Source organism: Actinomyces gerencseriae DSM 6844 (assembly GCF_000429265.1).
GTDB lineage: Bacteria > Actinomycetota > Actinomycetes > Actinomycetales > Actinomycetaceae > Actinomyces > Actinomyces gerencseriae.
Genome location: NZ_AUBN01000018.1, coordinates 47,263 through 68,038, shown reverse-complemented (window position 1 = coordinate 68,038; position 20,776 = coordinate 47,263). Strand labels below are relative to the sequence as shown.

Sequence of the window (20,776 nt, the reverse complement as noted above, 5' to 3'; positions counted from 1 at the left end):
AGCGGATCATCCCCGCTCGCGCGGGGTTTACGGAGATGAACTTACCGAACCGGGTCTCCCTCACGGATCATCCCCGCTCGCGCGGGGTTTACAAGATTGAGAACATCGCCAACACGATGGTGTGCGGATCATCCCCGCTCGCGCGGGGTTTACCCCGGTACGACCCGAGAAAATCGGAGCGCCTTGGGATCATCCCCGCTCGCGCGGGGTTTACCCGCCGGCGGCGACGTCGGTGACGAGGTGGGTCGGATCATCCCCGCTCGCGCGGGGTTTACGACTCATGAACTTGTCCGGCAAATCACTGCCCGGGATCATCCCCGCTCGCGCGGGGTTTACACCGCCTATTGTACCGACCCTGTCAGTACCTGGGGATCATCCCCGCTCGCGCGGGGTTTACTCAAGACATATAAGGCCGCGAGGAACTATCTCAGGATCATCCCCGCTCGCGCGGGGTTTACTGCCACTCGCCGGTTCCGATCCGGTGCTCCAGGGATCATCCCCGCTCGCGCGGGGTTTACCCATCATCGCCCGCCTCGACAGCGCCGTTTACCGGATCATCCCCGCTCGCGCGGGGTTTACGTACGAAGAGAACAAAGGTGAACACTGATTCACGGATCATCCCCGCTCGCGCGGGGTTTACTCGTGGCCCTGACGACACGGGCGAGAGGGGCTGGGATCATCCCCGCTCGCGCGGGGTTTACGCGCTGGCCACCGAACTCGCAGACCAAGCCCTGGGATCATCCCCGCTCGCGCGGGGTTTACGGCCGGGAGGGCAAGCGCGCTGCGGGGAGCGTGGGATCATCCCCGCTCGCGCGGGGTTTACGCGCTCCTCACAAGCGTCATCGCGTCTTTCTTCGGATCATCCCCGCTCGCGCGGGGTTTACGCGAGGCCACCGGCGACGGCGCCCAGAGCCGCGGGATCATCCCCGCTCGCGCGGGGTTTACTCATCGCGTCTTTCTTCTTGCTGCCAAGGAACCGGATCATCCCCGCTCGCGCGGGGTTTACAGGCGTGATTTGTGTCTCATTTTTGGATGGGAGGGATCATCCCCGCTCGCGCGGGGTTTACAAGTTCATGAGTCTTGACGATGAGACTCTGTACGGATCATCCCCGCTCGCGCGGGGTTTACGTGCAGGAAATAATTGAGGCATTCACTCTTTACGGATCATCCCCGCTCGCGCGGGGTTTACTCCCATGACGAGCCACGGAGTGTCGTCCTTGAAGGATCATCCCCGCTCGCGCGGGGTTTACTAATACTTGACTCAGCGTAGGAACCTAGTAGAGGGATCATCCCCGCTCGCGCGGGGTTTACTGAATGTCGTTCGCGTTCGCCGTCGTCGCACCCGGATCATCCCCGCTCGCGCGGGGTTTACTCATTAATCGCATCGAGACGGTGGGCGTTGACGGGATCATCCCCGCTCGCGCGGGGTTTACTGAGGTCGCCGGACCTTGACCCGCGCAAGACTGTGGATCATCCCCGCTCGCGCGGGGTTTACTCCTGGGCTTGAGCTCCGAGTGGCTCACGTCGCGGATCATCCCCGCTCGCGCGGGGTTTACCTCCGAAGGACCAGGCGGCTTCCACCCCCACAGGGATCATCCCCGCTCGCGCGGGGTTTACACTTGCGGATCCTTGGAATCCCAACGATGACCTACCCTATCAGACCGCTTTTACCTTCACTGGTGACCTAGCGCCCGCTCCGCCGAGTTGCGGTAGCGCCGTCGTCTCGCGGCGATCGACCACGACTCCTTCGGCGGCTTGACGGCGCCGGGGATCGCCTGCGATCCCTCGATCTGCCGGTACGGGGTGCGCATGACGAGGCACCCCTCGATATCGACCGGCTCGCGCTCGTGCCCCAGCGATGCGATCGCAAACCGTTGTTCGGTTCGCACCGACCAGATCAGCAGCGCTCGCCCCTCCCCGATGTATGCGCGGACCAGCTCCCACAACTGGTCTCGTACTCGAGCCGAGAGGTGGCCGACGAAGACCCCGGGGGAGACCTCGAGCAACCATCGAGTCATGGAGCCCCGCAACGAGGCCGGGGCTGCGGACAGGATCAGAACTACCATCCGCCTGCGTCCTCTCCGGCGTGGTTCGATCCACCGGCCACAGCACGCTGCTGGTAGTCCCACAAGGAGACGACGTTGACGCTCATGTCCTCCAGCTCCTCGACCCCGAGCAGGCGGTAGATGTCCTTCACCGTCCGTTCGATGACCCTGAGTTCGAAGACCTTGTCCCGAACGCGTCGTCGCGTCGTCCCGGTGAGGTCCTCCATCCCCTCCGCGACGACGTCGAAGGCGATCGGAATGGTCGTCTCCGCCTTGTACAGGTCAGCGATGTCGTACACGAAGGACCGCTCGTGCCCCGTGTGGACGAAGCCGAGCCCCGGTGAACAGCCCAGGGACACGATCACACCATGAACGACACCGTACAGGGCTGCGTGCGCGGCTGAGAGCGCCTGGTTGATCGGGTCCGACGCCTCGAAGTCGTCGGGACGGTAATCGCGTCGGCTCCAGGGAACCCCGGTGCGCCTGGAGTTCTCGCGATACACCTCGCGGACTCGAGCGCCCTCCCGCCCCCTGAGCTGCTGCATGGTGAGCCCGTCGACGCTCTCATTGCTGAAACGCATGCAGTACATCTCGCGGGCCACCCGCAGTCGCTTCTGAGGGGAGGAGACTCGAGCCGCCTGCTCCACCAGCAGGCGGGTGGAAGTTGCCAGGGAACGGCCGTGCGCGTAGTAGCGCACACCGCGCTCGCCGACCCAGACCGCCGTCGTCCCGCACTCGCCGAGCAGGCTCATCGCCTGATGACTGACCGACGTCCCCGGGCCGAGGAAGACGGCGACCAGCGAGGCCGCGGGCACGCGGATGGTGCCCTGATCATTGCGCGCGGTCAGGGCACCATCCTCCCGGTGCACCACGCAGTGCTCCAGGTAGAGGAAGGACATCCGGTCCTGGACACGAGGCAGCGCCGTCACGGGAACCGGCAGCATTCTGACCATGGTCAGTCCTGTCGCACCCGGGCGAGCGTCATGAGGCCGCAGCCATAGGCCTTGGATCGTCCGATCCCGGCAATGAGCGCACGGCGCAGGGACTCGGGATCGGTGATACGCAGAACCCCCTCGTAGACGGTCCGGTTGATGGTCACGCGGTCACGTCCTTCACCCTCCGACCGCCGCCGGTTGAAAACGGGGCGCTCCCGGTGCACGACCATGACGGCCCCGTCGCTGCCCTCGTCATCGACGTGGTCCACGGGCATGAGCTCGAAGCCGTGTCGTGGGGCGCGTTCGACGAGCCACTGCCGCTGCTGCTCGACGGTGACGTGCCCGTACCGCTGTCCGCGCACTCCCGGTCCCCGGGAGGCCGAGTAGGACGGGTTCGCCGCGAGACGGAAGGCCCACAGTTGTCCGGCATCCAAAGAGGCCAGGAACGGCGAGTAGTCCAGGGTCCGCGCCTGGGTGCCAGCCGCCCCCACCTCCGCAACGAGTTGGGAGCAGTCGGGCTCCAGCGGTGAGAGTATGTACAGCGCCGTCGTCGTACCTCGGTCGACTCGCCACAGGACGCGTCCGGGGCCGTCCCCGATGTTGCCCCCGGTGGCGCCCATGACGACGGCGTGCATGGCCTGGGGCGAACCCAGGTACTTGCGCGCGAGGCGGCGCTCCGGGGCCAGATCGATCTTCGTCAGGAACACTGGTTCGCCTCCTCCAGCGCGAGCATGGGATCGTGCGCGTCGAGTCGGGAAGCGCGAACCCGTGCCATGAGCCGTTCGACCTGGCGGAAACCGTAGTCGCGGCGTCGTGGATCGAAGGAGACCGGTACGTCACGACTGCCCCGGGCCGCGCCCCGCTCCTCGGCGGGCACGACCTCCTGGTCGAGGAGCAACTCCGCGTCGAAGACATGACTGTGCTGCTGCTTCCGGAACCATGGCGAGGCGAGCCACGGCTCGGCCCGAAGCGCATCGAGCAGTGTCGCCTCCCGAAGGCCCAAGGACACGGGATGCGTCGGCGGGCAGGAGCGCCTGCCGAGATACAGCGGGAAGGCCGGATGCTGAAGCGCCTCGTCGATTCCTTCCAGAAGGGGCCGATCGCCTTCGATACCGGCGAGGAAAACGGCATCGGCGAGATAGTACCGGTTCGACAGGGGCATGGATTCCTTGCCGTCGAGGGTGCGTGCCGTGTGGAAGTCCCTGATGACTCGACCGGGCTGGTCCTTGCGCACCCCGAACCGCAGGGCCAGGAGGTCCTCGATCGGGTCCGTCCGGCGACGACCGACAGCGGCCGCCACCATGCCGATGATGCCGCTCCTGGTCGGCGCGAGCTCAGTCGAACGGACGGTGAAGCGCGATCTCACCCCCCAGGCCTGCAGGGGTCCTGCGATTCGCAGGAGGAGGACGGTCATCAGCCCCGCTCCTCACGGTTCATACGTGGAGCCACGGCCTGGCGGACTCGGCCGGGCAGGTCGGCGAAGGACACGCGCTCACCGAGAGAGAAGACGGCGTCGGAGTCCTTGAGGGCGACGACGAAACTGTCCAGCGGCCTCAACCCGTAGTTCTTCTCGATCGTCTCGGCGTACTGGGCGAGCCCACTCACCGAACGGTCGATGTAACCGCGGCCGGAGGCCTCCGGCACCGGTTCCTCGAAGGCGCCGACGAGGGAGACGGGCTGATCATCGCGGACGGAGATGACGACGGTCTCGGGCAGGGTCCGGTTGGCGAAGGTGTTCTGCTTGCCGGTGGGCATGGACAGGCAGAAGCCCTTGATGAAGACCTCCAGCGCCCGCAGCGCCACGTTGCCGTCCCCGAGGTTCTCGACCAGCATGTCGAGATTGACGGTGGCGTAGCGGTACATGGTGGCCGAGGAGAACTCGACCGTGCCCATCATGCCGGCGCCGGCGTCCTCCTCCTCCGAGCGGTTCTTCTCATCGTCGACGGCGGTGAAGAAGTCGTACTCGTTCTCGGCGGCGTGCGTGGAGATGGCGTGGGCCACCTGGCAGGCGGCGTCGATGTTGAGATCGGTGTCGTCGGCGACCATGCGGCCGAAGAGCGCGATGTCGACGGCGTGCGCCTCCTTGAAGATCTTCTTGACCGTCTTGGCGTCGAGTGCCTCTCCGTCGCGGGCCGAGGAGATGGCCAGCTCGGCCAGGCGCGCGATCTGGCTGGTGGACAGGAACAGGAGGTAGCCGGACTCCTGCGTTCCGTCCTTCTTGCCGCGCGGAGGCGAGAGCTTGATCCTGGCCGCCTTGAACACGCCCTCGGAGAGCCCGGCGGCGTTCTCCGCGAGCTCGGGCGCATCCTTCGCAATCGTCGAGGCCAGCACCTCGACGACCCGCTTGGTGCGCACGCCGACGTCCTCGGCGTCCAGCAGATCGTTGAAGTACAGGCGCGTCGCCCGTTTCCAGGACTGGCTGGAGACTCGCAGGCGGCGGACACCGCCGTAGACGGCGGACTTGGGCGAGCCCGAGTCGTCCCGGTTGACGCAGGAGGGCGGCAGATTCTGGATGATGTGGATATCGACGTAGGTGCTCATAGTCAGTTCTCCGAGGTCGGTGAGGTGGTGGTTGAGTCTGTCTCGGATGCCGGAGCGGCATCGTCGGCGGTGAGCGGGGACTCGGCGGGCAGGGAGTAGTACTGCCGCGCCCAGGCCAGGCGAACCTTCTTCGCTCCGCCCGGTTGCTGGAAGTGGAGGATGTCGTCGGCGAGCATGGCGTGATCCAGGGCGATATTCCGGGCCCGGAGCAACGAGATGAGGCCCCGCAGGTGGTGGCGCAACTCGGTGACGGTCGTCGAGGTCACCAGGGCGTTGAAGCGTGCTCGGGCCGAGGGGTTCTCCTCGTCCGGCGGACCGATCAGACTGCGGGCGGCGCGTCCGAGTCCTCTTCCGGGCGCGAACATGGGCTCGGTCCGCGACTGCTGGTGCACGGCGTAGAGCGTCATGGCGGTGTGGACGGCCGTTTCCTCCCACGTGGGAGCATCTCCCGCATAGTCGGGAACGTGGACGCTCGTGAGCTCCCAGATCTCGGGCAGCTCACCGGAGTCCCTACTGGCCCCCTTGCGCAGGGCGGCCATCTCACCACGGGCTCGTGATTCGTTGTGCAGATACCGAGCCTGCAGTCCGCGTGGACCGCCTATGCGCCAGTCCACGAGGCGGCCGACGTCCTCTGCGAGACGGCGTGCTCGCTGTCGTGACTCGGGCGGCGCACTGTCGGTCTCCCTGGGTGTTTTGGTATCCGACACTGTCATGCCGGTGTCCTTTCTGCGTTCTTATTGTTCTCAACAGGTACGTCTTGCTGCGCGGGTGCCGGTATCGCCTTGTTCAGAGCGCGACGGAAGAAGAACAGCGCCTTGCCGACGTCCGTCCGTCCCTGCCCCTCCCTGCGTCCGGCGAAGGCGGTGTCCGGCACGGCGGAGGCGAGCGCCTCCTGCTGCCTCCAGGCCTCGGAGCGCAGCAGGCTGCGCCACTGGTCGCGAGCTTCGGCCGGGTCCGCTCCATCGAGGGAGGCGAGCCAACGGGGGAAGCGCTCGTCGATAACCTGGTAGAAGGAGGCGCCGGTATGCTCGCGCGCGGCCGAGGCCGTCTCCGGGCTCCCGCCGCGCGCACGATCCAGGTTCCCGGCCAGGTTCCGCAGTGCGGAGGCGACATGATCCGTCTCCTCCATGGCATCGTGCACAATGGCGAGCAGTCTCGTGTTCTCGGGGTCGAGCAGACCGGCGGGCAGCGTCAGGACGTCGTCGACGAGCTCGGTGACGACCGCCTCCTGGGCCCCGTACTCGATGCCGACGGCGTGCAGGGGAATGAGGCCGCTTGCGGGCACGATCCTGCGGCGCATGAGCTCCTGGTAGAAGGAGACGACACCGGGGGAGCGGTACCGCGTCACCTCTCCGGCACCCTTCACCGTGATCGGCGGGCTCAACTGAGCCACGAGGGTCGACAGTCCCCGCCAGAAGGCCCGGTCCGTCGGCAGCTTGCGCGGCATGTAGACGGGCGCCTTGAACTTCCTGGTCTGCGGCTCGGAGTAGCGCCACGCGGTCATCGGCTCGACCAGATAGCGGTTCTGAGGCGTTGCCTTGTCCCCGTTGCCGAGGAACAGGCCGGTGACGCCCGCGTCGTCGCCGTGCAGCAGCGTGCGGCGCGTCTGCCACGTGTAGCAGGAGACGGGGCCCGCGGGCACCAGATCGTGGGAGCCCGCCGGGCCATCACTCTCACGCTCCCAGGGCGCGAGATCCTGCTCCGGATCGACGTTGGCCAGGTCAGGGAGTCTCTCGCAGACGACGGTGTTGAGGAGCAGCGTTCGCTCCAGACTCTCGCCCGTCACGGTCACGGTGCCGATCTGCCCCGTCCAACCAGGACCGATCGGGTATCCCTTTCCTCCTTTGACCCGCGGGTCGCCGACGGCTCCGGTGCGGATGCCGGACGGATCGAAGGCATGAACGTGCACCAGCCATCTGGCCGCCTCCGCCCAACTGATGGATTCCAGCCCTTGAGCGATACGGGTCGTGAAGAAGGGGTTGCCGTTGGGGACGTCCACGATGAGGGACTCCAGCTCCGAGATCTTGCCCGATGCCGCGTGGATCCCCGCGACCTGGAAGAACGGACGGTCCGGGTCGCGCAGGTCGAAGCGCTCCCTGTAGCGCTCCAGGTAGGCGGCGGCGTCCCGCCCCAGGCGCTCCGGGTCCTTCCAGTACTCCCTCCAGGTGTCCAGGTCCTCCGGCCCGTCCATGGTGCGGTGGCTGATGGCCAGCAGCAGGCGCAGGATGGCCACGTCCTGACTGGCGATCTCGCCGTGGATCCCGGCGATGTCCGTCGCCTCCCGGAAGAGGGCGAGAAGGGAGACCTCGGCGGGGGCGCCGTCGAGCCGGGTCACCCGGATCCAGGGCTCGTCGAGAAGATTGAAACTCGCTGTCATTCGGAATGGACCTCCTTGAGCCCGGTGGATGGGGAGTACTCGAGTACGGTGTCGGCCAGCTGCGCTCGGCCGTCCTCCAGGAGGAGGAACAGCTGTCCGCGGAGCTGCGGGTCAGCCTGCCAGGCGGGTACGACACGTTTCTCCAGCTCATCGATGATCTGGTCGATCCTGCGCGGGTTGCTCAGGCGCGGGGGCAGTCTCACGGCGGACAGGGCCATGGCGCGCACGACCTTCTTGTCCGGGGCGCAGTCTGTGGGGATCATGGTGCTCGGCGCCTCCGGCGCGGACGGCAGAGTGCGCAACTCCTCCTGGCCGCCTGCTCGGCGCAGGTCCAGGAGAATGACCTCCAGGGAGTCCTCGCCGTCGCGGACCTGGGCGTGCCCCTTCTCCTCGTTGTCGGAGGCCGTCGTATGCAGCCAGCCGACCAGGGAGGAGTTCTTCCCGCTCCGCTCGGGCTCGTTGAGAAGGAAGCCCTGGGCCGCGTCATGCTTCGCGCGGTCCTCCGTCGCTCGGGTCTCTCGAGCGTGGGCGACCGCCTCCCGCCACAACGGCGGAATCGGGGCGTCGGAGCCGTAGACGGCCTCGATGAGGTCGTGGACGTCGTCGGGGACCGTGACGACGCCGGAACCGTTGATCACCCGGTCCAGGGCGGCCGCGCTCATGAGCATGTCCTGCTCGCCGTAGATCGCCTTGGCCCCCGGTTCCAACGAGGGCTCGGGGGACGACGTCGACGGCAGCCAGTCGATGCAGCAGGTGGGGGTGGCGAGTCGGGGCGGCCGCTGCCGCTGGTGACGGTGCAGACGTCCTATGCGCTGGAGGACCAGGTCGATAGGCGCGAGATCGGTGACGAGCAGGTCGAAGTCGACATCGAGGGACTGCTCGACGACCTGAGTGGCCACGACGATGGCCCGGTGCGGGCGCCTTCCGGCCTTGCGCGGAGGACCGAAGCGGTCGAGGAGGTCCTTGTCCTTGGCGAGCCTGTCGCCGATGGTGAAGCGGGCGTGGTTGAGACCGACGTCCTCGCCGAAACGCTCGCGCAGCGTCTCATAGGTCTCCTGCGCGCGTCGCACCGTATTGCGGACCACCAGTGCGCAGCCGCCGTCGGCGAGGGCCTCCTCCAGGAGCGGGACCAGGGCGTCCTTCGCGAGCCGTCTGAGGCTGATCGTGCTGCGCCGTCCCGACGCCGTGGCGACGACCTCGGTACGATCCTCACCAGCGGTGACCAGGCAGGGGAAGGGAGTGCGCACACTCTCAGGGGCGGGACGGCGGTGGAGACGTTCTCCCGCCGCCAGGCGCAGGCCCCGCCGGTAGGCGTCGACCATGGAGGAGCAGCGCGCCTCGGACAGTGTGGCCGACAGGAGCACCACCGGCACCCCGTAGGCGGCGAGCCAGGTCAGGACCCGGTCCAGGTAGACATTCATGTACGTGGAGTAGGAGTGCACCTCGTCGACGATGACGACCTTGCGGGACAGTCCCAGGTGCCGCATGGCCAGGTGCGGGGAGCGCATCGCCCCGAAGAGCAGGTGGTCCACGGTGGTGACGACGAAGTCCGACAGCATCGACTTCTTGCGCCCGCTGAACCAGGCCAGGATCGCCAGATCGGCTCTGCGGCGGTCCTCAGCGCCTGTGACGTGCCCCGTCCGGGCCTCCTCCTCGTCCCATCCGATCCCGATAGGGCGTGGGGTCTCGCCGGTCGAGTCGTCGAGTGATCCGAGGAGCCGGTCGCGGATCTCGTAACCGCGGCGTCGCAGTTGCTGGGCTTCCTTGTTCAGCCGAGCGCGCCCGTGCAGGAGCTGAGCGGCGAAGTCCGACGGCGCGCCCTCGCCGGCGTACGCCTCCTCGATGCTCTCCAGCCAGTCGAGCTCACGGGAGAACATGGCGTCCGTCGTCGCCTGGGTGGGCAGGGCGAAGAGGATCCCGGAGCGGTGAGTGCGGGCGGCGAGTACCTCGGCGGCCATGAGAGCGGCCTCGGTCTTCCCTCCGCCCGTGGACTCCTGGACGATGAGCAGGCCCGGCAGACCCATGGAGCGGGCGGCCCGGAGTGTGCGCGCCTGAACGTCGGTGGCTCGGGATCCCTCGGGCAGGTCGAAGCGGCTGGTGAGCAGAGCGTCGGGATCGGCGCCCTCGTCGCGGGGCCGCCACGGCGCGGGGATCTCCAGACGCGACAGGCCGGTGGCCACGCGAAGCGCGTGGGCCTCGGGTGCGAGCAGGCGCGCACCGTCGTCCTCAAGAGACAGCAGCGGGAAATAGGCCTGGGTCGAGGCGATCCAGTCCGAGACGATGACCAATCCCGACAGCTCGACGAGGAAGTGCTGGGGCCACGTGTGCCGCGCCCAGTGGGGGAGAAGGTCCGCAGCATCGGTGCGTCGTGCGACGAGGTCGAGGAGTTCGTGGCGGGTGGCGTTCCACGCCTCATCCTCGCCGAGGAGGTGCTCATGCCCGTAGTAGTCGGTGGTGAGAGCCGCCGAGGTGGGTGGGATGCCGTGATGGGCGCCGACGACGGAGGCGAGGGCCTCGGCGGGTTCGAAGTCCCAGTCGTGCTCGTCCATGAGCCAGTTCTCCAGGATCAGGTGCCCAGCCAGGGCGTGCGGTACTTTGCGTCGCTCGAGAAGATCGATCGGCCCATGGGCCAGTCCCGCCTCCTTCATGCGATCGTCGAGGCCCTTGGCCTGGACGGAGAAGGCCGGGGTGCACTTGCCGATGTCGTGAACGCCGGCGATCCAGGAGGCGAGCAGGCAGAGCTCCTCCACCGGGGTCAGTTCTGAGGCGGAGTCCGCGAACTCGCGCTCAATGAGATCGCGGGTGGTGGGGGCCAGCCAATGTCGGGCAAGGTGCTCGGCCACCGCGGCGGCGTCGAGCAGGTGCAGCCAGAGCGGCAGCCAGTGATCGCTCTCCGGGTCGTAGCCGAACTTCGCCCACACGGAGCGTGCGCGGGTTGAGAGCTCCATCGGGACTTCTTCCTTGGAGATTCCTGGAGACCGGGATAGATTATTGCCTCCGTCACACCGGCATGCTCGCTGTGTCCGAATCGTTACGCTAAAGATTTGGAGAGACCGGCTGATTGGCGGGATGTTCAAGTCGACTCGGCGAGCCGGAGACTCGGGCCGGGTCGCCGACTTGACTTGGAGGTGGACTGTCGTGCTGGGTAGTCTGGCTGTGGCCGCAGTTGCCGCTGCGGCCACAGCCAGACGCCAGCGGCCTCATCGCTGCAATAGGAGGATGAGAATGGAGCAAACGAGGTTCACGTAGGCAGTCATGTACTGCACCCGTGCGGCGCGGAAGCGGAGTTCTTCTGGGCTCGGTGGCCTTCGGTCCGCGTTTGAACCGTGTTGAATCGTGGTCATAGGGTTCACCTCCTTTCTGTTTCCATGAGCTAAGGTGTGCTAGTTTGCTGTTCGCACCTCAGCTCGGAAAGCAGAGTAGCACACCGCGCCAGATGTCGTAGACCTCGCGCCTCAGCGGGGATGACCCTGTGTGGTAGTCGGCTGTCGCGTGCACCCCGCGCAAGCGGGGATGGGTTGAGTGTGCTGGTAGGCGCATGCGGGGTCTTCCACCATCGCATGGTGGAAGACCCCGCGTTTCGCGTATACCTTTCAGAGCTCTCGTCTCAACTCGATTCACCCCCGCCCGCATCACCCGCCCACCCCGGCGGCGCGGCGCGCCGTTTCGAGTGCCGCGGGCAGGGCGGCGAGCAGCCGGTCGACGTCCTCGGCGGTGGTGCCCGGCCCCATGGAGCACCTCAGCGTCGAGCGCGCGGCGTCGTCGTCCAGGCCCATGGCCAGCAGGACGTGGCTGGGTCCGGTGACCCCGGCATGGCAGGCCGATCCGGCCGAGACGTCGATGCCGGCGAGGTCCAGGCCCATGAGCAGCGCCTCGGCGTCCACGCCCTCGAACCGCAGGTGCGCCGTGCTCGGCACGTGGGCCGTGCCGGGCGGCAGGGTGGCGCGCACCCCCGTCAGCGCGCAGGCGCCCTCCAGTACGCGCGACCTGAGGCCCTCGAGCCGCCGGGACTCCGCTTCCTGCTCGCCCACCGCCAGCTCGGCGGCCAGCGCCAGGGCCCGGGCCGCCACCACGTCCTGCGTCCCCGAGCGCAGTCCGCGCTCCTGGCGCCCGCCCCCGGTCGGCGACACCAGCGTCAGGTCGCGCCGTGCGATGAGGGCCCCGACGCCCACGGGCGCCCCGATCTTGTGACCGCTGACCGTCATGGCGTCCAGCCCCCGGGCGCGCAGGCGCACCGGCACCCTGCCCAGCGCTGCCACGGCGTCGGAGTGCACCGGCACGTAGCCCGGCTCGCCGGGTCCGCGCACCCCGGTGGCCTCCCGCACGATCTCCACGAGCCCGCCGATGTCCTGCACGGCGCCGGTCTCGTTGTTGGCCGTCATGACGCTCACCAGCGCGGCTCGCCGCCCCGAGACGGCCTCGCGTAGGCTCTCCGGATCGACCAGTCCGGCGTCGTCGACCTCGACCTCGACGTGCTCGGCCCCCAGGTGCGCCTCCGCGGTGCGCGCCGAGTCCAGGACCGCGGGGTGCTCGACGGGGGAGGTGATGATCGCGGGAGTTCCCACGCCGTCGGCCCGTGCCGCCAGGACCCTGCCGGTGACGACCAGGGCGTCGGCCTCCGTGCCCCCGCTCGTGAAGATCACCTCGTGCGGGTCGGCGTCCAGCACTGCGGCCAGGCGGGCGCGCGCCTCGGCCAGCAGCGCCCCGACGCGCCGCCCCGAGGCGTGCTGAGCGGCCGGGTTCGCCCACCCGGTCGCCCGGCGGCGCAGGTCCGCGGCCACCTGCTCGGCCACCTGCGGGCGCACGGGGGCGGTTGCGGCGTGGTCGAGATAGGCGCGGGGCGCTGCTGACGTGCTCACGCGTCGACTGTAGGGACGAGCGACGGCCTCGTCCCCGCGCGCTGCACTCGAACCCCATTCGAACCTCGATGCCGAGGATCCGAGCGCCCCGTTCCTCCCGTTCGCCTCGTCCGCCGAGCGCGTGCCGAGCCTAGGCTGGCGCAATGAGCACACCGCGAAGCGCACCGCGAACCCGGCCGGCCGATGCCGTTGCCTCATTCGGGAGGGGCGAGGAGGACGCCTACGGCCGCCGCTCCCTGTCCCGCTCCGCCACCGACCGCAACGCGGCCCGCCGCGCCGACCCCGGCCTGCTCGCCGAGCTCGCGTCCGACCCCGCCACTCGCCTGGTGGTCGTGGACGCGCGCGGACGCGTCGCCCTGGACGTCCCCGCCGTGCACCCGGATCTGCCCGACGACGGCCTGACCCCGCCCACGCCCTCGGATCGGGACCGCGACGTGTGGGAGGCCGACGGCCCCGCCGGGCCCCGCCCCCGCCTCGCCCCGCTGACCATCGCCGACCTCGGCGGGGCCCCGCTGCCCCCGCCCTCTCCGCCCGCCCCGACCGCACGGGGGACCGGAGAGGCCCCGCCGGCTACGACGGCCCCCACGGCTCTCGCCGCCCTGACCGGCCTGATGACCATCTACCTCGGCCGCGAGACCGGCACCGGCACCGGTGACGCCGCCGGCGCTCCCTGGCTGGGCGTCGTCATCCCCGATGCGTCCACGGATCCGACCGACGCCGAGGGGGCCGACCTCGTCCACAAGGAGGTGGCCGACATCCTGGAGCGCTATCCGCTGTCCGCACTGCGCGCTGTCGGCCATGGCCTGAGCGCCCACGACGCGGGACTGGCCGCACCCGCGGTGGCCCTGGCCGCCTGGCACGCTCGGGCGCGCTTCTGCACCGCGTGCGGCGGGCGCACCCGGGCCGAGCAGGCCGGATGGACGCGCCGCTGCACCGCCTGCGGCGCCACCGACTTCCCCCGCGCGGACCCGGCGGTCATCATGGCCGTCACCGACGACGCCGACCGCATCGTCCTGGTCCACGGCGCCCGGTGGGACGCGGGGCGCTACTCCACGGTCGCCGGCTTCGTGGAGGCGGGGGAGTCCGGCGAGGCCGCCGTCGTGCGCGAGGTCGCCGAGGAGACCGGGCTGCGCGTGGAGACGGTCGAGTTCGTCGCCTCCCAGCCCTGGCCCTTCCCCCGCTCCCTCATGCTCGGATACCGCGCCCGCCTCGCCCCGGGCGAGCACCTGGCGCACCCCGACGGGGAGGAGGTCACCGACGCCCTGGTGCTCTCCCGCGCCGAGCTCGACGATGCCCTGGGAACCGGTGCCGTCGTCCTGCCCGGACCCACGTCGATCGCCCGCATGCTCATCGAGGACTGGTACGGCGGGCCGATCCGATGAGCCTCGGCGGGACGGCCCCGAGGAGGACGGCCGCTCAGCGCGCCCGTGAACGACGTCGTGACCCGGTTCGTCGACGGCCCGCCGGCGGCTCGGTGCGACACACCGATGCTCGTCGGCGGTCCATGGCAGGCTGACCCGTGATGAGCGAGCACGCCCCACGCCCTCCCGCGCGGACCCGGCCGGGCCCCGGCGCCCCCGGGCTCCCCGGTCCCGCTGCGCTGCTCGACGCCCTGGACCCCGATCAGCGCCAGGTCGCCGAGCACCTCGAGGGGGCCCTGTGCGTCCTCGCCGGCGCGGGCACGGGCAAGACCCGGGCCATCACCTACCGCATCGCCTACGGGGTCGCCGTCGGCGCCTACCAGCCCACCCAGGTCCTGGCCGTCACCTTCACGGCCCGCGCCGCCGGCGAGATGCGCTCGCGTCTGGCGGACCTGGGGGTCGTCGGCGCCCAGGCCCGCACCTTCCACTCCGCCGCCCTGCGCCAGCTCACCTACTTCTGGCCCACGGCGATCGGCGGGCGCCGGCCGGAGATCGAGACGTTCAAGGGGCGTCTGGTCGGCATCGCCGCCCACCGCCTCGGCCTGTCCACCGACCGCGCCCTCATCCGCGACCTGTCCGCGGAGGTCGAGTGGGCCAAGGTCACCATGACCCTGCCCGAGGACTACGCCCAGCAGACCGCCGCCCTGCGCCGCGACCCGCCCGGAGGCCTGGAGCCCGCCACCGTCGCCCAGGTGCTGGCCGCCTACGAGGAGGCCAAGACCGAGCGCGGAGTCATCGACTTCGAGGACGTGCTGCTCCTCATGGTCGGCATCCTCCTGGACCGCGAGGACATCGCCGACCAGGTGCGCGGCCAGTACAAGCACTTCGTCGTCGACGAGTACCAGGACGTCTCGCCGCTCCAGCAGCGCCTGCTGGACCTGTGGCTGGGCAGGCGCCGCCAGCTGTGCGTTGTCGGGGACGTCTCCCAGACCATCTACTCCTTCACCGGCGCCACCCCCGACTTCCTGACCGGCTTCGCCTCGCGCTACGCGGGCGCCCGCACGGTCAGACTGAGCCGCGACTACCGCTCCACCCCGCAGGTCGTCTCCCTGGCCAACCGGGTCCTGTCGCGCTCGCGCCGCGGGGGAGGGGCGCTGGTCCTGCCCGCCGGCGCGGTCGAGCTCGTCGCCCAGCGCCCCAGCGGGCCCGCCGTGCGCTTCGAGTCCTACGATGACGACGTCGCCGAGGCCGCGGGCGTGGTCGAGCACGTCGGACGACTGCGCTCGGCCGGTGTCCCGCTCAGCGGGATCGCCGTCCTGTACCGCACCAACTCCCAGTCCGAGGCGATCGAGCAGGCCCTGTCCGACGCCGGCATCGGCTACCTGGTGCGCGGCGGGGAGCGATTCTTCGAGCGAGACGAGGTCAAGCGCGCCGTCGTCATGCTGCGCGCCGCCGCCCGCACCGAGCGCGCCGAGCTCACCGGTGACGTCGGCGCGGACACCCGCATGGTGCTCGGCCGGGAGGGCTGGAGCGAGCGGCCCCCGGCGCCCCGCGGCGCCGTGCGCGAGCGCTGGGACTCCCTGAACGCGATCGTCGAGCTGGCCGACGAGCTCGGCGCCAAGCGCGGTGCTGACCTGGATGGGCTGGTCGCCGAGCTCGGTGAGCGCGCCGCCGCCCAGAACGCCCCGACGGTCGAGGGAGTCACCCTGTCCTCCCTGCACGCCGCCAAGGGCCTGGAGTGGGACGCCGTCCTGCTCGTGGGCGCCAGCGAGGGCCTGCTGCCGATCTCCCTGGCCGAGGGCCCGGCCGCGATCGAGGAGGAGCGGCGACTGCTGTACGTGGGCGTGACCCGCGCCCGCGAGCACCTGGTCGTCTCCTGCGCCCGCGCGCGCAACCCCGGCGGCCGCGCCTCGCGCAGGCCCTCGCGCTTCCTGGACGGCATCTGGCCCACCGACGACCCGGATCGGCGAGGCGGCCGGGGCGCCTCCTCCCGGCCCCCCCGTTCCCCCAGGGAGCGCGCCAAGCAGGCCGCGGCCGAGTTCGAGGCGGACAACGATCCCGCCACCATCGCCCTGTTCGAGGCGCTGCGGGCCTGGCGAGCCGGAGTCGCCAAGGAGCGCTCGAAGCCCGCCTACACGGTCTTCGCCGACACGACCCTGCGCTCCATCGCCGTGGTCAAGCCCGGCAGGCTGCCGCAACTCTCCCTCATCCACGGAGTCGGCGCGGTCAAGCTCAAGGAGTACGGGGCGGATGTGCTCCGCGTGGTGCGGGAGTTCCGGGGCGGGGCGGACGGGCGCGACGGCCCGGGCGAGAGGGGCTCCGCGGGCCGGGGCTGAGCGCGACGGACGGTGCGCGCGGCGCTCCTCCGGAGGCCCGCCCCGGGCCGCTGACTTCTACGGTGCTCCCGGCGCCTACGGTGCTCCCGGCGCGGCGTCATCGACCGCCGCCGCGCCCGCCCCCGGCCCCGAGGAGGCCCCGGGCCCGGGCGCCGTGTCCAGGACGCCGCACAGGCACTCGGGATGAGGGTGCCAGAGCCGCTCCACGCCCATGGCCTCCGCTCCCGAGACCTCGACGCTGCGCCCGGACCACCACCGTTCCCGTCCCGTCAGCGCATCCGTGATCGCGCGCGCCGCCAGCGCCGCCGCCTGGTGCACCAGCAGCGCCTCGCTCCGCGGCGGGTCCAGGAGGCGCAGCTGGGTCGCCACCGCAGGCCACTGCGGGTCCGCGTCGCGCTCCCACAGGTCCAGACAGGTGGCGCAGGGCGGGCGCCCGGGCGCCAGGAGCGGTCCCACCCGCACGCTCACCTCTCTCACGACCACCGGCAGGTGGGCGATCCCGGCCACGGACAGGCCCCGGGCCCGCCGCGGCTCGACGAGGTGGCCCTCGACGGTGACGACCAGGTGAGGACGCGTTCCCAGGGGCATCCGGATGCGCACCGGCGGGTCGAGCGCACCCGCCCAGGCGGTCAGCTCCTCGTCCTCTGGCAGCAGCGTGCCCACGCCCGCCTCGGCGAGCAGGGAGACGAGCTCGCGGGCGAGCCGACCGCCTCCGCTGATGCCCACCACTGCGCGGCGCAGCGCCCGCGCACGCGCACGCGGGTTGTGGGCCAGACGCTCCCAGTACACCTCGTCGTCGCCGCTCGGCGTCGGGACGTCGCGAGTCAGGACGCCGGCCTCGTCGAGAACGGACAGGATCTGGCGGGCCCGGGCGACGGGCACCTCGCTCCACCGCGCCACCCGGTAGACGTCGCCGGGCGACAGGGTCGCCGGCAGACGGTCGAGGAACTGCTGCTCCTGCGGGCTCAGCCCGTCGACGACGACGGCGTGGCCCGCTTCGGCGCCCACCTGCGACTGGCCGGCGCACCGCCACAGGACGGGGGACTGACCTCTGACTCGCATGATCGCTCCAGACGGCGCCCGGTTCGAGGGACGGCGGGACGGGTCGCCACGGGCGCTCGGACGCAGAGTGGCACGACGCCGCCTCGACGCGCCACGGATCGGTCCCCCTGTGGACAAACTGCGGGCGGCAGGGGGCTCCATGCCCCTCCGGAGCGGGTCCCGGCCGGGGCGCCGTCCGTGCTCGAGGCGGCGTCAGTCGGGTGCGCGGCGGCGCCGACCGGGTGGCGGAGCCGTCGGCGTCACGGTTCTCCCTCGGCAGCGCGCCTCGAGCGCGCCTCGAGCGCGCATCGAGGGTCAGCGGGCCAGCACCGTCTCGCAGGTGGACGCCCCCGAGGCGTCCCCGGCGGCGATGGCCTCGACCGTGGTGACGGCCTCATGCAGCGTGGAGACCGCGTAGACCTCCATGCCGTCGGGGACGTGCCCGACAACCTCCCCGCAGTTGGAGGCCGGCGCCAGGAAGTACCCCGAGCCGTCGGCCCTGGCGCCGGCCATCTTCTGAGCGATGCCGCCGATGGGTCCCACGGCTCCGTCGAGGGCGATCGTCCCGGTCCCGGCGATGTCCTTCCCGCCGGTCAGGTCGCCGGGGGTGAGCTCGTCGATGATCCCCAGGGCGAACATGGCGCCGGCGCTGGGGCCTCCGACGTCGGACAGCCCGAAGGTCGCCTGAACGTCGGAGTCCGCCTTGGCCGACAGGTACACGCCCAGCAGCGAGCCGTCGGAGTCCGGGGAGCCATCGGAGTCGGCGTCGGCGGGAGCGATCGTGGTGAGCGTGATGGTCATCGGCTCCCCGTCGCGCTCGACGCCCAGGTCCACGCTCGTGCCCACGGGGATGGTCGTCATCAGCTCGCGCAGCTCGGCGTACGTGGTGACCGGGATCGTCCGCCCTCCGGCCGGGGTGATCGAGGTCAGGACATCGCCCTTCCGGATCGCCTCGTCGGTCTGGGGGGACTCGGCGCCCTCGATGGTGAGAACCATGCGGGTCGCCATCCCGGTCTCCATGAGCGCGGCGACCACCGCGGTGTTCTGCGAGCCGGTCATCTGAGCCTGGTTGACCTGCTCGACGTCCTGCTCGGTCAACGACGACGGGCACACCTGCTCGCGATCCAGGATCGTCTTGTCGGGCGAGAGCCAGGCCCCCACCACGTCGAAGAACGTCACCGGGTAGCCGGGGCACCCCGAGACCGACACGGTCGTCATGCGCAGCGCCCCTCCGGCGGGGTACGTCTGCGCGCCGGTGACGGTGATGACGTCCTGGGCCTGGTCGTCGTCGGAGGCGCCGGCCAGGACGTTCCAGGTCCGGCCCGGCGCCTCGATGACCTTGTTGACCGGCACGACCGCCCCCGCGACGATGATGCCCACCGCGAGCAGCACGGAGCCGATCCCGACCACGAGCCGCCCGGGCCGGAAGCGACGGCCGCCCGCGCCCGGACGGGGAGCGGCGCCGAGGCCGGACTCGACGGTCGGCCCCGGTCCCGGATCGGGCTCCCGGTCCGGCTCGACCGCGTCGGCGGAGGACTGCGTCTCGTGGTGCTCTTCATGCGTCACGCCCCCATCATGCGTCCTGAAAGGCTTCCAGGTCTTCACCGCCGGCTCATGGGGGGCCGGTGTCGCCATCGCCACGTCCTCCCGCACGGGTCCCGCGATCCGTACGGGCCCGTGCGGGCGGGGCCCCGTCGAGACCGCTCACGGCTCGCGCACAGGAATGGGTGGCACGCTGGCGGTGTTGCATCTGCGTGGCCCCTGGCCGTGCAGCCGGCCCAACGTCCGCACCACCGAGAGGAACCCCATGAGTGAGGACCCCTTCGACGACATCGAGCAGATGCTCTCGGCTCTCTTCGGCGCCGACGTCGCCGGCGACGCCGTTGCGGCCCTGCGCTCATCCGGCGTCGATCCCGCCCAGTTCGTCCGGATGAGCGGCGTGGACCCCTCCCGGATCACCCCGGGGCAGATGATGGCCATGCGCGCCCAGATGCAGCAGATGATGGCCAGTGCCCAGGACGGCCCGGTCAACTGGACCATGGGGCGCGGTCTCGCCCTTCAGGAGGCGGGCAAGTCCGGCGACCCGGCCATCACGGCCGGCGAGGCCGAGGCGACCCGCCAGGCGCTGCGGGTGGCCGACCTGTGGCTGGACACCGCTACGGACTTCATGCCGGCGCCCGGGCCGCGCGAGGCCTGGTCCCGTTCGGAGTGGGTCGAGCAGACCCTGCCGGTGTGGAGGGACGTGTGCGCTCCGGTGGCCGACGCCGCCACCGCCGCCCTCGCCTCGGCCCTGGAGAGTCAGACCGAGGCGTTGCAGTCATCCCTGTCGGACTCCGACTCCGAGCCGGGGGACGCCGCTCGCCAGGTCGGCGCCCTGACCCAGATCATGCGATCGATGGCGGGCACCGCGTTCGGCCTCCAGGTCGGGCACGCCGTCGGCGAGCTCGCCGGTCAGGCCGTCGCCGCCACCGACGTCGGGCTGCCGCTGAGGCGGGAGCCCGGCACCGCGCTCGTGCCCGCCAACGTGACGGCCTTCGCCGAGGGCCTGGACGTCGATGCCGAGCAGGTGCGCATGTTCATGGCGGTGCGAGAGGCCGCCGCCTCACGCCTGTACGCCCGTGTGCCGTGGTTGCGCGGCCAGCTGCTGGGCGCTGTCGAGGCCTACGCGCGCGAGATACGGGTCGACACCGGCGCCATCGAGGATGCCGTGGCGCAGGTCGATCCCTCCGACCCCGAGGCGATCCGCTCGGCCCTGGAGGCGGGGGTGTTCGCCCCGCAGGAGACCCCCGCCCAGGTCGAGGCGCTGGAGACGCTGGAGACGCTGCTGGCGCTCGTCGAGGGCTGGGTCGAGGTCGTCACGGCGCAGGCCACCGCGCCCCATCTGCCGCACGCGATACCGCTGCGCGAGATGGTGCGCCGCCGTCGGATTCAGGGCGGCCCCGCTGAGAAGGTCTTCGCCCAGCTCATCGGCCTGGAGTTCCGCCCCCGCCGCGTGCGGGAGGCCGCGCGCCTGTGGGAGCTGCTGGGCGCCGAGGTCGGCGACGGCGAGCGCGACGCGTTCTGGGAGCACCCCGATGTCATGCCGACGGCCTCCGAGCTGGCCAGTCCCGAGGACTTCCTGACCATGCGTCGGGCGGCGCAGGACATGGACGCCGAGGTGGACGCGGATCTCGCCTCGCTCCTGGACGGCACGCTGGGCTACGCCGACGGCGCTCGCGACGCCGACGAGAACCGGCCCGACGGCCTCGACGGCTGACCCCGCCCCCTTTCGCCGAGATCGG

Annotated in this window: 14 protein-coding genes and 1 CRISPR repeat array; of the genes, 3 read left to right on the top strand and 11 right to left on the bottom strand. The window is 70.6% G+C overall.

Features of this window, described 5'->3' with window-relative positions; translation table 11 throughout:
* Window positions 1-3: 3 nt before the first annotated feature.
* A CRISPR array of direct repeats spans window positions 4-1,617; the repeat unit is 28 nt; unit sequence GGATCATCCCCGCTCGCGCGGGGTTTAC.
* 56 nt (window positions 1,618-1,673) lie between these two features.
* From cas2e to G448_RS0108850, 9 genes are all read right to left on the bottom strand, one after another.
* Complete coding sequence (cas2e, locus tag G448_RS0108890; protein WP_026407697.1) at window positions 1,674-2,066, bottom strand: type I-E CRISPR-associated endoribonuclease Cas2e; 393 nt, start codon at window positions 2,064-2,066, stop codon at window positions 1,674-1,676.
* Entirely contained in the window at window positions 2,060-2,998 is a 939-nt protein-coding gene (gene cas1e, locus G448_RS0108885) for a type I-E CRISPR-associated endonuclease Cas1e (RefSeq protein ID WP_026407696.1), read from the bottom strand. Before cas1e ends, cas2e begins: the two co-directional genes overlap by 7 nt.
* Window positions 2,999-3,000: 2 nt before the next feature.
* On the bottom strand, window positions 3,001-3,687 hold the full coding sequence (gene cas6e, locus G448_RS0108880) for a type I-E CRISPR-associated protein Cas6/Cse3/CasE (protein WP_026407695.1): 687 nt from the start codon (window positions 3,685-3,687) through the stop codon (window positions 3,001-3,003).
* Window positions 3,678-4,394, bottom strand: coding sequence for a type I-E CRISPR-associated protein Cas5/CasD (gene cas5e / locus G448_RS0108875; RefSeq protein WP_026407694.1), 717 nt, complete (start codon window positions 4,392-4,394; stop codon window positions 3,678-3,680). Before cas5e ends, cas6e begins: the two co-directional genes overlap by 10 nt.
* Window positions 4,394-5,521, bottom strand: coding sequence for a type I-E CRISPR-associated protein Cas7/Cse4/CasC (gene cas7e, locus G448_RS0108870; RefSeq protein ID WP_026407693.1), 1,128 nt, complete (start codon window positions 5,519-5,521; stop codon window positions 4,394-4,396). The genes cas5e and cas7e overlap by 1 nt, the downstream gene beginning before the upstream one ends.
* Window positions 5,522-5,523: 2 nt before the next feature.
* On the bottom strand, window positions 5,524-6,234 hold the full coding sequence (gene casB / locus G448_RS0108865) for a type I-E CRISPR-associated protein Cse2/CasB (RefSeq protein ID WP_026407692.1): 711 nt from the start codon (window positions 6,232-6,234) through the stop codon (window positions 5,524-5,526).
* Window positions 6,231-7,898: a type I-E CRISPR-associated protein Cse1/CasA gene (casA, locus tag G448_RS0108860; protein ID WP_026407691.1), complete on the bottom strand. Its 1,668-nt coding sequence runs from the start codon at window positions 7,896-7,898 to the stop codon at window positions 6,231-6,233. Before casA ends, casB begins: the two co-directional genes overlap by 4 nt.
* Window positions 7,895-10,846, bottom strand: coding sequence for a CRISPR-associated helicase/endonuclease Cas3 (locus G448_RS0108855; protein ID WP_026407690.1), 2,952 nt, complete (start codon window positions 10,844-10,846; stop codon window positions 7,895-7,897). The genes casA and G448_RS0108855 overlap by 4 nt, the downstream gene beginning before the upstream one ends.
* Before the next feature lie 684 nt (window positions 10,847-11,530).
* Complete coding sequence (locus G448_RS0108850; RefSeq protein ID WP_026407689.1) at window positions 11,531-12,757, bottom strand: cysteine desulfurase family protein; 1,227 nt, start codon at window positions 12,755-12,757, stop codon at window positions 11,531-11,533.
* A 143-nt stretch (window positions 12,758-12,900) separates the two neighbouring features.
* Between G448_RS0108850 and nudC the strand changes: the two genes are divergently transcribed.
* Both nudC and G448_RS15935 read left to right on the top strand, forming a co-directional pair.
* On the top strand, window positions 12,901-14,139 hold the full coding sequence (nudC, locus tag G448_RS0108845) for an NAD(+) diphosphatase (RefSeq protein ID WP_084436575.1): 1,239 nt from the start codon (window positions 12,901-12,903) through the stop codon (window positions 14,137-14,139).
* Window positions 14,140-14,279: 140 nt separating this feature from the next.
* The gene (locus G448_RS15935) at window positions 14,280-16,454 is read left to right on the top strand and encodes an ATP-dependent helicase (protein ID WP_051268825.1); all 2,175 of its coding nucleotides are present in this window, start codon (window positions 14,280-14,282) and stop codon (window positions 16,452-16,454) included.
* A gap of 75 nt (window positions 16,455-16,529) precedes the next feature.
* Here G448_RS15935 and G448_RS15930 read toward each other — a convergent pair whose 3' ends face one another.
* Window positions 16,530-17,516 carry a hypothetical protein gene (locus G448_RS15930; protein WP_051268823.1) on the bottom strand — a complete coding sequence of 329 codons (987 nt, stop codon included), beginning with the start codon at window positions 17,514-17,516 and terminating at the stop codon, window positions 16,530-16,532.
* Window positions 17,517-17,810: 294 nt separating this feature from the next.
* The gene (locus tag G448_RS0108830) at window positions 17,811-19,061 is read right to left on the bottom strand and encodes a YlbL family protein (protein ID WP_026407687.1); all 1,251 of its coding nucleotides are present in this window, start codon (window positions 19,059-19,061) and stop codon (window positions 17,811-17,813) included.
* 241 nt (window positions 19,062-19,302) lie between these two features.
* Between G448_RS0108830 and G448_RS0108825 the strand changes: the two genes are divergently transcribed.
* Window positions 19,303-20,751, top strand: coding sequence for a zinc-dependent metalloprotease (locus tag G448_RS0108825; protein WP_026407686.1), 1,449 nt, complete (start codon window positions 19,303-19,305; stop codon window positions 20,749-20,751).
* Window positions 20,752-20,776 lie beyond the last annotated feature (25 nt).

What these genes read in the sequence shown, in the direction of transcription:
- cas7e (WP_026407693.1), bottom strand. Translation starts at nt 5,521, where the DNA reads ATGAGCACCTACGTCGATATCCACATCATCCAGAATCTGCCGCCCTCC.
- G448_RS0108855 (WP_026407690.1), bottom strand. Translation starts at nt 10,846, where the DNA reads ATGGAGCTCTCAACCCGCGCACGCTCCGTGTGGGCGAAGTTCGGCTAC.
- cas5e (WP_026407694.1), bottom strand. Translation starts at nt 4,394, where the DNA reads ATGACCGTCCTCCTCCTGCGAATCGCAGGACCCCTGCAGGCCTGGGGG.
- G448_RS0108825 (WP_026407686.1), top strand. Translation starts at nt 19,303, where the DNA reads ATGAGTGAGGACCCCTTCGACGACATCGAGCAGATGCTCTCGGCTCTC.
- casA (WP_026407691.1), bottom strand. Translation starts at nt 7,898, where the DNA reads ATGACAGCGAGTTTCAATCTTCTCGACGAGCCCTGGATCCGGGTGACC.
- cas1e (WP_026407696.1), bottom strand. Translation starts at nt 2,998, where the DNA reads ATGGTCAGAATGCTGCCGGTTCCCGTGACGGCGCTGCCTCGTGTCCAG.
- cas2e (WP_026407697.1), bottom strand. Translation starts at nt 2,066, where the DNA reads ATGGTAGTTCTGATCCTGTCCGCAGCCCCGGCCTCGTTGCGGGGCTCC.
- G448_RS15930 (WP_051268823.1), bottom strand. Translation starts at nt 17,516, where the DNA reads ATGCGAGTCAGAGGTCAGTCCCCCGTCCTGTGGCGGTGCGCCGGCCAG.
- nudC (WP_084436575.1), top strand. Translation starts at nt 12,901, where the DNA reads ATGAGCACACCGCGAAGCGCACCGCGAACCCGGCCGGCCGATGCCGTT.
- G448_RS15935 (WP_051268825.1), top strand. Translation starts at nt 14,280, where the DNA reads ATGAGCGAGCACGCCCCACGCCCTCCCGCGCGGACCCGGCCGGGCCCC.
- casB (WP_026407692.1), bottom strand. Translation starts at nt 6,234, where the DNA reads ATGACAGTGTCGGATACCAAAACACCCAGGGAGACCGACAGTGCGCCG.